At 36.1% G+C, this 13,426-nt stretch carries 12 protein-coding genes; 8 read left to right on the top strand and 4 right to left on the bottom strand.

The genetic code is table 11. The features are described 5' to 3' along the window. Window positions 1–4: 4 nt before the first annotated feature. The 4 genes from ilvB to ilvA are packed head-to-tail and all read left to right on the top strand — an operon-like array spanning window position 5 to window position 4,558. Window positions 5–1,705 carry a biosynthetic-type acetolactate synthase large subunit gene (gene ilvB / locus IPI65_22990; GenBank protein ID MBK7444300.1) on the top strand — a complete coding sequence of 567 codons (1,701 nt, stop codon included), beginning with the start codon at window positions 5–7 and terminating at the stop codon, window positions 1,703–1,705. 13 nt (window positions 1,706–1,718) lie between these two features. Then, window positions 1,719–2,267, top strand: a complete 549-nt coding sequence (gene ilvN / locus IPI65_22985) for an acetolactate synthase small subunit (protein MBK7444299.1) — start codon at window positions 1,719–1,721, stop codon at window positions 2,265–2,267. Window positions 2,268–2,270: 3 nt separating this feature from the next. Continuing rightward, complete coding sequence (ilvC, locus tag IPI65_22980; GenBank protein ID MBK7444298.1) at window positions 2,271–3,317, top strand: ketol-acid reductoisomerase; 1,047 nt, start codon at window positions 2,271–2,273, stop codon at window positions 3,315–3,317. Next, on the top strand, window positions 3,314–4,558 hold the full coding sequence (gene ilvA / locus IPI65_22975) for a threonine ammonia-lyase IlvA (protein ID MBK7444297.1): 1,245 nt from the start codon (window positions 3,314–3,316) through the stop codon (window positions 4,556–4,558). The genes ilvC and ilvA overlap by 4 nt, the downstream gene beginning before the upstream one ends. 490 nt (window positions 4,559–5,048) lie before the next feature. Here ilvA and IPI65_22970 read toward each other — a convergent pair whose 3' ends face one another. Then, entirely contained in the window at window positions 5,049–5,972 is a 924-nt protein-coding gene (locus IPI65_22970; protein MBK7444296.1) for a T9SS type A sorting domain-containing protein, read from the bottom strand. Window positions 5,973–6,559: 587 nt separating this feature from the next. On the opposite strand from IPI65_22970, the gene IPI65_22965 reads away from it, so the two are divergent. Together IPI65_22965 and IPI65_22960 are read left to right on the top strand one after the other, a co-directional pair. Next, window positions 6,560–7,132, top strand: coding sequence for a hypothetical protein (locus IPI65_22965; protein ID MBK7444295.1), 573 nt, complete (start codon window positions 6,560–6,562; stop codon window positions 7,130–7,132). A 306-nt stretch (window positions 7,133–7,438) separates the two neighbouring features. Beyond that, window positions 7,439–7,951, top strand: coding sequence for a hypothetical protein (locus IPI65_22960; GenBank protein ID MBK7444294.1), 513 nt, complete (start codon window positions 7,439–7,441; stop codon window positions 7,949–7,951). Between the two features lie 25 nt (window positions 7,952–7,976). On the opposite strand, the gene IPI65_22955 is transcribed toward IPI65_22960, so the two are convergent. Together IPI65_22955 and IPI65_22950 are read right to left on the bottom strand one after the other, a co-directional pair. Next, a complete protein-coding gene (locus tag IPI65_22955) occupies window positions 7,977–8,480 on the bottom strand; it encodes a hypothetical protein (GenBank protein ID MBK7444293.1) in 504 nt (167 codons plus the stop codon). 220 nt (window positions 8,481–8,700) lie between these two features. After that, window positions 8,701–10,098, bottom strand: a complete 1,398-nt coding sequence (locus tag IPI65_22950) for an RtcB family protein (GenBank protein MBK7444292.1) — start codon at window positions 10,096–10,098, stop codon at window positions 8,701–8,703. Between the two features lie 355 nt (window positions 10,099–10,453). Between IPI65_22950 and IPI65_22945 the strand changes: the two genes are divergently transcribed. Both IPI65_22945 and IPI65_22940 read left to right on the top strand, forming a co-directional pair. After that, window positions 10,454–11,926 carry a T9SS type A sorting domain-containing protein gene (locus IPI65_22945; protein ID MBK7444291.1) on the top strand — a complete coding sequence of 491 codons (1,473 nt, stop codon included), beginning with the start codon at window positions 10,454–10,456 and terminating at the stop codon, window positions 11,924–11,926. Between the two features lie 49 nt (window positions 11,927–11,975). Beyond that, window positions 11,976–12,890 carry a DUF1295 domain-containing protein gene (locus IPI65_22940; protein ID MBK7444290.1) on the top strand — a complete coding sequence of 305 codons (915 nt, stop codon included), beginning with the start codon at window positions 11,976–11,978 and terminating at the stop codon, window positions 12,888–12,890. Here the strand turns inward: IPI65_22940 and IPI65_22935 are convergent. Further along, window positions 12,882–13,421: a hypothetical protein gene (locus tag IPI65_22935; GenBank protein ID MBK7444289.1), complete on the bottom strand. Its 540-nt coding sequence runs from the start codon at window positions 13,419–13,421 to the stop codon at window positions 12,882–12,884. The genes IPI65_22940 and IPI65_22935 overlap by 9 nt on opposite strands. Window positions 13,422–13,426 lie beyond the last annotated feature (5 nt).

Below are 13,426 nucleotides of genomic sequence, written 5' to 3'. Positions count from 1 at the left end.
AAAAATGAAAACAACGGAATTAAAAATAACAGGTGCAGAAGCGGTGATACAAAGCCTGAAAGCTGAAGGAGTAAAAACGATATTTGGTTATCCAGGCGGTGCTATCATGCCAATTTATGATGCCTTATTTCATCATCTTGAAGAAGTAAATCACATCTTGACACGACACGAGCAAGGTGCTGTACACGCAGCTCAAGGCTATGCCAGAACCTCAGGGAAAACAGGGGTTGTATTTGCTGTGTCGGGTTCTGGAGCTACCAATTTAATTACAGGTTTAGCCGATGCTTTAATCGATTCTACACCACTGGTTTGCATCACCGGACAAGTGGCTTCTCACCTCTTGGGAACGGATGCTTTTCAGGAAACCGATGTCATGGGTATTTCGATGCCAGTAACCAAATGGAATTTTCAGGTAACTAAAGCAGAAGACATAGCAACAACATTGGCGAAAGCATTTTACATTGCCTCATCCGGTCGTCCTGGTCCAGTACTCGTGGACATCACCAAAGATGCTCAGTTTGAAGCGATTGAGTTTTCTTATCAGAAATGTAACTCTGTCAGAAGTTATCAGCCAAGGCCAAAATTGAATGAAGAACAAGTGCAAGTTGCTGCAAATTTACTGAACGAGGCAAAAAAACCTTTGATGATTGTCGGACAAGGAATTATGCTTTCCAATGCGGAAGAAGAACTATTGGCTTTTGTTGAAAAAACGGGTATTCCGGTGGCTTCTACGCTTTTGGGATTAGGAGCTTTTCCAAGTCATCACCCTTTATTTGTTGGAATGGTAGGTATGCATGGCAATTATGCACCCAATGTAAAAACCAATGAGTGCGATGTGTTACTTGCTATGGGAATGCGTTTTGACGACCGCGTTACAGGTGATGTTTCCCGGTATGCAACACAAGCAAAGGTGGTTCATGTCGATATAGACACCGCCGAAATCAATAAAATCATAAAAGCCGATGCTCCTGTTGTAGCCGATGCCAAAGAAGCACTAACCGTTTTAACGGATTTGGTAGAAAAACAAAATCATCAACAATGGTTGGATGAATTTCATCAGGCTAAGCAAAATGAATTGAAGGTACTTTCAGAAAATAGAGAAAAAGAATTTTCAGATGAACTTAGAATGGATTTGGTGATCGATTTACTTTCTCAAAAAACCAAGGGCAATGCAATCGTTGTAACCGATGTGGGGCAACACCAAATGATGGCGGCACAGTTCTATCGGTATAACCAAACCAAAAGCAATGTTACTTCAGGTGGATTGGGAACGATGGGCTTTGCGCTACCGGCAGCAATTGGAGCGAAAATGGCTAATCCCGAAAAACAAGTGGTGGCCATTATTGGCGATGGTGGTTTCCAAATGACTTTGCAGGAATTGGGAACGATGATGCAAAATAACATTGGCGTTAAAATCATTATTTTGAACAATGGCTACTTGGGAATGGTGCGGCAATGGCAACAAATGTTCTTTGAAAAAAGATATTCGTTTACCGACATACAAAGTCCTGATTTCGTTGCATTAGCAGCCTCTTACAATATCAAAGGTCAAAAAGTTGAAAGACAGGAGGAGTTGAACAACGCATTAGACCAACTTTTAAACACAGAAAATGCGTACCTGTTGGAAGTGAAAGTGGCTAGAGAAGACAATGTATTCCCAATGATTCCCACAGGAGCTTCGGTAGCTGAAATACGATTGCAATAATTAAAAATAAAAAATGAAAACAATTGACACAACATTTACCGTATCCATATTTACGGAAAATACAATCGGAATGCTCAACCGCATCACCATCATATTTACAAGACGACATTTGAATATTGACAGCATCACAGCTTCTGAAACAGAGGTTAAAAATGTGCATCGTTACACTATCGTTTTGAGAACAAACAGAGAACAAATAAATAAAGTTGTTGGGCAAATCGATAAATTAATTGATGTTCTGAAAGCCTTTGTACATGAAGATAATGAAGTAGTACATCAGGAAATTGCGCTATATAAAATCAAAACAACAGAACTTAAATCTAACAATGTAGAGCAAGTGGTTAGAGAAAATAGTGCCAAAGTTCTCACCGTAGATCCCGACTTTATCGTCATTGAAAAAACAGGGCACAAAGAAGAAATACAAGTTTTGTTTGAAAAACTGAAAACATTTGGCATTCTGGAATTTGCTCGTTCAGGTCGAGTGGCAGTTACCAAACCTATGAAAGACTTAACTTCTTATTTAAAAGAATTTGAAAAAAATAATAAACAAATAGTACAATAAAAAATGGCACAATTAAATTTTGGCGGCGTAATGGAAAATGTCGTAACACGAGAAGAGTTTTCATTAGAGAAAGCAAGAGAAATATTAAAAAACGAAACTGTTGCAGTCATTGGATACGGCGTGCAAGGTCCGGGACAAGCCTTAAATTTGAAAGATAATGGCGTAAAAGTAATTGTAGGACAACGAAAAGGGACAAAGAGTTGGAACAAAGCACTTGCTGATGGTTGGGTAGAAAATGAAACTCTTTTCGAAGTGGAAACCGCTTGCGAAAAAGGCACTTTACTCATGAATTTATTATCAGATGCAGGGCAAATACAAGCATGGGAAACGATGAAAAAAAATTTGACAACAGGAAAAGCCCTGTATTTTTCACATGGTTTTGGCGTTACTTTTCATGAAAAAACAGGTATCGTGCCACCTAAAGATGTAGATGTGTTTTTGGTGGCTCCCAAAGGTTCGGGAACTTCGTTAAGAACCTTATTTTTAAAAGGGCAGGGTTTAAATTCCAGTTATGCCGTTTTTCAAAATGCAACCGGAAAAGCTGAAGAAAAAGCATTGGCATTAGGCATCGCTATCGGTTCTGGCTATTTGTTTGAAACCACATTTCAAAAAGAAGTGTACAGCGATTTGACTGGCGAACGAGGCGTTTTGATGGGAGCTATCGCAGGTATTTTTGAAGCACAATACAATGTGCTTCGTCAGCGAGGACATTCGCCAAGTGAAGCGTTTAACGAAACCGTAGAAGAATTGACCCAAAGTTTAATGCCTTTGGTAGCTGAAAACGGAATGGATTGGATGTTTGCCAATTGCAGTACCACTGCACAACGAGGAGCATTGGATTGGAAAGGTAAATTTAGAGAAGCTACCACGCCTGTTTTTAATGAACTGTATGATGACGTGCTTTCAGGTAAAGAAGCAGCCATCGTTATCGAAGCCAACAGCAAGCCTGATTACAGAGAAAAACTCAACGCAGAACTTAAAGAAATACAACAAAGTGAGTTGTGGCAAACTGGAATGCAAGTACGAAAATTAAGACCTCAAACCAAATGATACATTTAGCACAAATACAAAAGGCAGCCGAAAATCTGAAAGGTGTGGCGGTGCATACGCCTCTTGTAAAAAACGAAAACCTGAGCGAGCGATTTGCTGCTCAGGTTTATTTGAAACGGGAAGATTTACAACCTGTACGATCCTATAAATTGCGTGGTGCGTATCATAAAATCAGTTCGCTTTCCGAAAATGATATAAAACTAGGCGTGGTATGTGCAAGTGCCGGAAATCACGCTCAGGGAGTGGCTTTTGCGTGTAGAAAACTGAACATAAAAGCCGTTATTTATATGCCTATTACTACGCCTGCACAAAAAATAAAGCAGGTAAAACTCTTTGGAAAAGAAAATGTAGAGGTTGTGTTGAAAGGTGATACTTTTGACGATGCCTTCAATGAAGCCCTTCTTTTCAGCCAGAAGAATAAGGCGGTTTTCGTTCATCCGTTTGATGATGAATTGGTTATTTCCGGACAAGGAACTGTAGGATTGGAAATTGTGGAAGACAGCAAATGTAAGATTGATTTTTTATTCTTTCCAATTGGTGGTGGCGGTTTGGCTGCAGGAGTCGTTTCGGTTTTTAAACAATTGAGTCCCGAAACTAAACTTATCGGCGTAGAACCACAAGGAGCAGCCTCTATGAAAATATCGTTGGAAAACGGTAAAAATACTGCATTGACGGACATTGATAAATTTGTAGATGGAGCAGCAGTAAAACGAGTGGGCGACAAAACATTTGAAATCTGTAAAAACTCTTTAGATGATATCGTTTTAGCCCCCGAAGGGAAAGTTTGCACCACAATTTTGCAATTGTACAACGAAGAAGCCATTGTTGTAGAACCAGCCGGTGCATTGAGTATTGCAGCGTTGGATTCGTATAAAGACCAAATCAAAGGTAAAAATGTGGTGTGCATTGTTAGCGGAAGCAACAATGACATCACAAGAATGGAAGAAATAAAAGAGCGATCCTTGATGTTTGAAGGATTGAAGCATTATTTCATCATTAACTTTCCACAACGACCAGGAGCATTAAAAGAATTTGTAAATGATGTTTTAGGAGAAAATGATGATATTACCTATTTCCAGTTTACCAAAAAAAATAATAGAGAAGAAGGCCCAGCGGTTGTTGGAGTAGAATTAAAACACAGCTCAGATTTAGATAGTATGGAACAAAAAATGAAAACTAAAAAAATAAATTATCAGCATCTGAACGAGCAGAAAGAATTGTTTACGCATTTGATATTTTAAACTATCTTGTACAATATGAGTTGTAAAAATCAAACAATAGTTCATTAATTTTAGCCAACGCATTTGGTGGCACATTTGCAAAACCGCACACCCCCCCACTAAAGCCAAGTTTTGCAAAAGAGCCACCAAGCCAACGCACCAAGACAGGAGTAAAATAGGCAGACAACAACACGACAGAAAAGAAGGGCAGCACCTAACAGCACCTACCCAAAAGTGGCGGTTCAGTGGTTAAATCAAGCTTTGTGCATCTATCAAAGTTTGTGCTTGGCTGACAGTGAAGTGCTTCGTAATCGCCACCTTCGGGTAGCTTCAAACCGTAAGCACTTTCGGAAAGAAAAATGCATCATTTCCTATAAATGAAAATTTGAAAAATAAACTCGACTCTTGGCTCGTCGGCCGTAGTGCAACGAAGGAGGCTTGTCCGCCATAACGCAGTGAGGTGGGATTCCTAACGCGGATTTAGAATCAGAATCGCAGTTATTCCAATAAATTACAATTTTATTATTTTGTAATGATATTGAATGTGATTATCCAAAACATGTAAAAAGTAAACACCGGGAATTATACTATTGGCCGGAATTACAACTGTTGAATTACCTGACGTAGTTTGATATATTACAGATCCATTTAAACTATATATCGTAATTATACTATATGAAAAATTATCCGGCAACTTAATTTTTAATTCAGTTGAAAATGGATTTGGTGAAATTTCTATTGATGTAAATGCTGTAATTTCATTTGATGATAAAACAAAATCACATGTGGTTGTTGAATCTATTTGAACATAACCAATTTCATTGTCATAATAACACCTTAAATTTCCACCTTCATAAAAATCTATCAGACAACTATTTGGATGTGCAAATAAATAACTGAGAGCACCAATTCGTTCAATAACAGGTAATGTGCCGAAATTCCAATAGTCATCATCAACACTGCCGGTAAACAATTGTGTTAATTCAACCCCGCCAATTAAAACCGTGTTAACATTATCTACTTGAATAAAGCCGGTTGAGTCACAATCGCCAAAATTTGAAACACCACCAACCTCCCATATATCGCCAACTTCAGCATTAAAATCATATAATGTATAAAATGAACCTAAACGAAAATTATATACTACACCTAAATCAGAATATACATATTCGTTGTCCAGGTAAAACGTATCAATAACTGCATCCGGATTGGATAAATCTTTTTGCACCAGTGTTTTGGCAATTTTTCTGCAATTTACGCCACTTATTACCGTGTCGCCAACAGACTGCAGTTGCAAATACCCACTTCCCGAGAAATATTCGTAATTATACCACCATGTTGCACCAACGGGCGCAAATTCGTTGGTTTGTCCATAAATTCGAAGCGAGATACAACAAACCAACAATATAATTAACCTGGGAAATTGTATTTTCATATTTAGGGTTTTTTGTGATACCGAAATTACTATAATATATTTGTAATAACAAATTCAGTGGCACTTTGTGACTCTTGTCTCCTCCCCCGAAATACACCTGAGCAGTGTGTTTAACGCGAGTTAAGAAGTGAATTCGTATTCGATTAATTAACCAATACAATAAGCACACAACAAACGAAAATGTAACTTGTGTAGGGGCGGATTCAATTCGCCCCTACACAAGTTACATTTTCTAACTTTTCAGCTCAACTAAAATCAACAGAATAATTGCGCTAAATGAATAGTTAATAATGATTCAATTCGCTCTGCAAATATGAAATTTTCTAACATTTCAGTCAAAATGAAAATCAAAACACTGAATGCGCTAAACGAATAGTTAAAAATGTAGGGGCGAATTGCATCCGCCCTTACATTTTTAACTATTCGTGGTCGATAAATTTGTTATTTCTTTATCCCCAAAAACATCATTTTACAGGTGTTACAATATTCCGGTTTAAAAAAAGTATAACTTTTACTTAAAATATTTTTAAAGCTAAAGAGAATAGTTATTTTTGTTTTTGGCCAGAAAATAATTTAAAAAAATTATTATGGCTTTAGTCTATCAGGAATTTAGCAGTAGAAAATCCGGGCATTTAAAAAATTGGAATTATGCAGCGGCTGCCACATACTTTATTACTATTTGCACCAAAAAAAGAATTCCATTTTTAGGTGAGGTAATTTCCAATTCAAATAAAAATTCATTTAAAGCGAGCGCAATTGGTGAGATAATATCAAGTCAATGGAGGCAAATTCCTTTAATTAGACCTGATATGAATATTCAGCTTGGTGCATTTCAATTAATGCCTGATCATCTTCATGGAATTATTAAAATTGGCATTAATGTATTCAATCAGCATTTATATCCCAACAATAAAGTTCTTGAAAACCCATTATCACATTCATTAAATTATATTGATTCCAAAGGAAAAAATCTTCCTAATAAACATAATTTACATTCCATTATTAGGGGATTTAAAGCAGCGGTAACAAAGTCTGCAATAACATACAATTTGGATTTTGAGTGGCAACGTGGTTATTATGAACATATAATAAGGTCCAATGCAGAGCTTGACAAAATAAAATATTATATTTTAACTAACCCGAATCGTTGGCAGGTCTGAACTAGCCGAAAATTTCTTATGTGTAAGGGCGGATGCAATTCGCCCCTACACATGTAAAATTTTCTTACTCCTCCATAAAAAATGAAATTCAAACCGCATAATTTTATTGACGAATGAATTAAAATGTAGGGGCGAATTGCATCCGCCCTTACATTTTAATTCATTCGTTTTCGATAAATGACCAATTTAAATAAAAACCAAAAAAAAGAATTCATTAATTGAAAATGCTTTTACCCGAATAAGTTTTTTTATCTAATTTAGCATATTCACATAAATGTATCGTCATATCAAACTAAACCCGATATCATGCAAACACTCGATAACATCGAAATCACCAGATTTAATACCGATAAAGGCGGTGTTATTCCCGCACAACCGGGTTTTACATTAGTTGTTATAGGTATTATTGCAATTGTGTTTAATGGTTTAAAGTTTTTTGCATTGGGTATTCTTGCTTTGGGTATTTTGTTATTGTTGGTAAAACATGGAATTGAAGTAAATTTAAATAACAATCAATTTCGTGATTATTATTCCATATTTAAAATGAGATGGGGAAAATGGAAAACAATAGCAGCTCCCGATTATTTGTTAATTTCTAAATCACCAAAATATTATGGAGCGCCGGTTTTAAAAACAATGTCTACAAAAAATGTTATTATATATTACGACCTCGATTTAATTACCAAAGGCGATCGCGATGTTTTATTACAACGTATTGCCGATTATCAGGAATTGTTACAATTAGCAAAATTGGTTGCAGACGACCAAAAATTGAAAATTTGTGAAAAGGTAAACAACGAATACATCTGGTTAAATTAAAAGGCAATCCCGTATTGCCTTTTAATTATTTTCTGTTTTTGTTTACAAATTTTTCTTTAACACGCGTTAAACTGTTTTTTATGAAAATGATATCATGTTCATGTATGGCATACAATTTTGCCTGCTTATAGTATTTAATCGCAGGTTTAAATAACAATGTCGTTTCACAGCTCATGGCGAGGTGTTTATAGACAAAGAATTTATTTACGCCTTCTATTTGCAAACACGATTCTGCATATTTTATTAATGTTTCGTGTTTGTCTAACTGATATAGCAATTGTACGGTTACATGATATACGGGAATAAATCCCGGTTTAAAACGTTTACATAAATCGAAATGATAAAGGGCCGTGTCGTATTCCGCTAATTCATGGTAATATAACATCCCCATTTCAAAATGAGCCGCACCACAATCAGGTTCTTCTTCAAGAATATCTTCCAATAATCGTTTAGCTTTTATGCATTTGTTTTCATATAAATATTTATTAACGCGTATCATTTTTTCTTCTATATTAAATAAAATGTTCATGTTAAAAATTTAATTAATCAATAAATTAATTGGTAGCCTATTAAACAGCATAACCATGTGGCACTCAAATCAATAACCCGAACCACCAATTATTGGAGTCTGCCCCATTGCAGACTCCCGCATCTGGTAATTACAAGTAATTTTTTTGTTCTTAAAATATCCCTGAAGTGACTTTTATTTACTGTAGTCTACTTCAGGGCGTTGAACAAAACATATTTTATTATGCCATTCTAACCACTTTTGGTTTAAACATGCCAATAATGTTTACCAATTCGTTTTGATATTGCATTACTTCATTGATGTCTTTATATGACATCGGTGATTCATCAATATCGCCACCAATTAAATGCACGCCTGCTTCATATAATTTTTCATCCATCATTTTTTGGTTGAAATTATTTTTAGCAGCAGTCCGCGACATTTTTCTTCCGGCACCATGTGATGCAGACTGGAGTGAATGTGCAATTCCGTTTCCTTCAACAATAAATCCCGGAGCAGTCATGGAGCCGGGAATAATTCCCAAAACACCTTTTCCTGCAGGAGTTGCACCTTTTCTGTGTACAATTACTTCCATACCATTGTGGTTTTCTTTCCACGCAAAATTGTGGTGATTTTCAACCATACCTAAAACCTGCGCGCCAACACTTCTTGCAATTTTTTTATGAATATGGTGGTGACATGCTGAAGCATAATCGCCACTTAAATTCATGGCAGTCCAATACTCCTGCCCCGCTTCAATATTTAAATCCAAATAAGCAAGGTGTCTCGCTACATCAGGCAATTTGCAAAGTTCTTTTGCCAGTCTGGTATAATAATTCGCAACTGCAGCACCCAATCCTCTAGAACCGGAATGTGATAATAATGCCAGATAATTTCCCGGAGCAATTTTTAATTTTTCAGCCGGTTGTTTAATCTCTACCACACCAAATTCCACAAAATGATTCCCCGAACCCGAAGTGCCAATTTGTTTAAATGCTTTATCGTGAAGCGATTTCAGTAATTTATTTTCACTGAATTCTTTTCTTTCCAAAACAGCATCATCCATTGGATTTTTTAAAGTACCACCTGCTCCAAAAACAGTATTTCTGGTTAAAAATCCTTTTAATTTTTCAACGTTGTCGTTAATAAAATCTCCGGGTATATCAAACACACTCAAACACATTCTACAACCAATGTCTACACCAACACCATAAGGAATTACAGCATTGTTAGTTGCAAGCACACCACCAATTGGCAAACCATATCCCTGATGCGCATCCGGCATTAAAGCCCCTGCAACAGTTACAGGTAATTTCATGGCAACTTCCATTTGGTTAATAGCGCCCATTTCAATGTTTTCAAAACCGTAAATAGCATATTCCTTTCTTTTTTGCTCAAGTGGAATTACATCATTTTTTGGTCTGATTTCATCTAATAAAGCAGCCGCAATTTTTCCTAATGCAGCATCTTCTAAATACGCATCAGGCGCAGCTAATACATCTTTTAGTATATCGATTGCTTCTGCTTCAGCACTATGTTTATAATATTGATGCATTACTTGTATAGCAATGCCAATAACTTTACTTTCAGGATAACCGATTTTTCTAAGGTCTTTCCCGTTTAGAGATAACTTTCCCATATCACTTTTTTTGTGATGATTAAATAAAAATAAATAATAAAATTGGGGCAATAAAAAACCCCGACGCGGTGGTCGGGGCTCGATTTATGAATATTTTTAAATATTATTTTTCATAAAAATACATGCCCCGACACGTCAAACGATCTTGCTGACCCTTTGGTGTTTGTTCTGTTATTTGATAAAAATTACGCATGTTGTATTAATTTGAATGCAAATATAATTTAAATTTTTAATTTGCAAATAATTCTGAAAAATAATTCCTGAATTTATAATTTAATTTTTTTTTCGCCATTCGGCTAAATTGTGCTCAATGGTCAATACCAACTTATTTACTATATTTACAAAAACAAATACTATGAGAAAATCATTACTTTTCCTTCTCATTTTAACCACACAACTATTATCTGCACAAATTATTACCGACCTGGGTATTTACCCGCCACCGGCTCCATTGGCCCTTCCTGCTGCCGGGGGTTCATTTACCGATCCAACATTTGGAACCGACATCCTTAGGGTAACCGATGAGGCTGATGGTACTGAAAATGAACATGGTTATTCTTATTGGCAATGTTTTAACGCCGATAATTCAATTGTTTATGTTTATAGCGTAAATGGAATAAAAACATTGTATGATTTGGATACAGCAGCACTCACAATTTCAAATAAACGCAGCGCATTCCCAACTTTGATAGATGGCGAATCACCTTTAGGTGAAGATCAGATTTGGGATGCTGAAAATAAAAATATTATTTACTGCCATACCTATAAAAACATTGTTGCTTATAATGTATCTGATAATACTTTTTCAATAATTAAAAACCTGGATGGATTTATTCCTAATAATGAATACATCTATCAAATGAGTATGAGTGATGATGCAACAAAATTTGCATTTTCAAGAAAACGTTTAACAGATTACAACGTATCAGGTTATTTAGTTTACGATGTCACAACCGATTCAGTTTATTCTGTAACTGAAACACATATCGACGAAGTGCAATTAAATAAAGCAGGCACTTATTTATGGGTTAAAACTGATAAACAAGGCGAAGGTGTAATTCAATCACAAATAATAAACCTTACAACATGGGAAAAAGAAGAATTAACTGATAACGGACCGGATTTTGCTCCAGGCCATGGAGATGTTGGTTTGGATTTTATAATAGGTGCTGATAATTGGGAAAACAGATTGTTATATCGCAAATTCGACAATCCACATACTTTTTATTCGGTATGGAATTTTGAAGGTGATTGGGGCCAAGATGTACATGTAAGCCAGTTAGCCACCAACGAGCAGTGGATTTTAATCAGCTGTTATATGGCCTCAACCGGATATCCATTTTCCGGTTTAATCGAAAATGAAATATTACAAGTAAGTACAGATGGATTAATGTCAGTACGAAGATTATGCCACCACCAATCAGATTATATAGGCAGTGGTAGTAATTATTGGGCTTCACCACGCGCAAGCATAAGCCGGGATGGACGTTTTGTTATTTTCGACAGCAATTGGGGTAATCCGGACAGGACAGATGTTTTTATAATGAAAATTCCGGCTGCTCCGGGTGAAGTTGACCCGGTTTCTATTTCTGACCCTGCTAGTAGTGACGTTAAAATCTTCCCTAATCCGGGAACCGATCATATTCAGATTCAAACCACAGCAAAAAATTCGATACATATATTAAATACCTATAATTATTTAGGAGCCAACATTGATCTTGAGTTTAATAACAATAATGCCCAAATTACAGATTTGCCATCCGGAATTTATTTTACCCAAATTATTTATCAAGGAATGGTATCAACATTGTGTTGGGAGAAAAAATAACGATTAAATTCTATTTTATACTATTTAATTATAATACCGATATTCACATATGCTACGAACAATTCTACTTTTAATAATTGCATTAATTATCGTTCCGCTTGTTGCGTTTTATGTTGACGATCCATTAACACCTTTGCAACAAAAAATGTTACACACATCTGCATTTATGATGCTTGGCGTAGCACTATATTGTTTTATAGTAAGCGAACTTGTACGCAATTATAGTCAGGTAGATAAGTTGTGGAGTATAGTTCCGTTGTTATATGGCTGGTATTTTGCTTCAGCAGCTAATTGGGAACCGCGCATTGTGTTAATGGCAATATTAATAAGCATTTGGGGAGCCCGATTAACCTATAATTTTAGCCGCCGGGGAGCATACCAATGGAAATTTTGGGATGGGGAAGAAGATTATCGATGGGCAATTTTGCGTCAGCAGCCACATTTAAATACAAGATTAAAATGGGGATTATTTAATTTATTTTTTATTTCGCTGTATCAAAATGCACTGATTCTCATGTTTACCTTACCTGCGGTTATGGCAGCAGGCTCCGGTCGTGGAATTACCATTGCTGATGTGTTACTCGCAGTGTTATCAGTTGGTTTTGTTGTGATGGAATTTATTGCCGATCAGCAACAATGGAATTTTCAAAAAGAAAAATATCGCAGAATAAATAATAATGAACCGCTAACAGAACCCTTTTCCGATGGTTTTGTGTCATCGGGTTTATGGAAATATTTCCGTCACCCAAATTACACTGCCGAGCAGGCAATATGGGTGGTATTTTATTTGTTTAGTGTAAGCGCAACAGGAAAATGGCTCAACTGGAGTATTGCAGGATGTGTTTTATTGATGTTATTATTTCAGGGCAGTGCCGATTTCAGCGAAAAAATTTCTGCAGATAAATATCCTAAATACAAAGATTACCAAAGGCGTGTTGGCCGATTTTTTCCGAAATTATTTTGATGCAGTATGCACCCAGTATGCTACTCGCTCATTTTCTTTTAGTGGCTCATGCGCGACTCTGTTGTAATGAAAAACAAGGCCCATTTTTATGGAAATACCTTTTGCAATGATATAATATTGCTCATCGCTAAACGAACCAATATTAAATGCAAAAACATGAATAGATGAATCATCTTCAATACTGTTTGTGAGTAATACATTTTTGCGATTATTTCCGCTTAATAAACAAAGTTGGTCTTTATCCCAATGGTCAGACCAAATATGTTCTGCGTCGAGCGTATGTGCAATGGTGTCAAAAAAAACAATTTCTGCCTGGTGGTAATAACTGAAATCGAAACTACCTAAAACAATTATTGCATTTCCGGGAATTTCATTCAAAGGATAAGCAATTCCACCATCATCATCGGGTACATCCAATTTAAAATAAAAACCGGCGCTGTGTACTGTTTCATTAAATTCCGAAAGCTTCTGCGTAATTTCATTCATATCGGAAATACAAGCATGTAATTGTTGAAATGTGTTTGCCAACATGGTTG

The organism is Bacteroidota bacterium (assembly GCA_016706255.1).
GTDB lineage: Bacteria > Bacteroidota > Bacteroidia > Chitinophagales > BACL12 > UBA7236.
The sequence above is the reverse complement of the archived record's forward strand: the minus strand, read 5'-3'. Positions and strand labels throughout refer to the sequence as shown.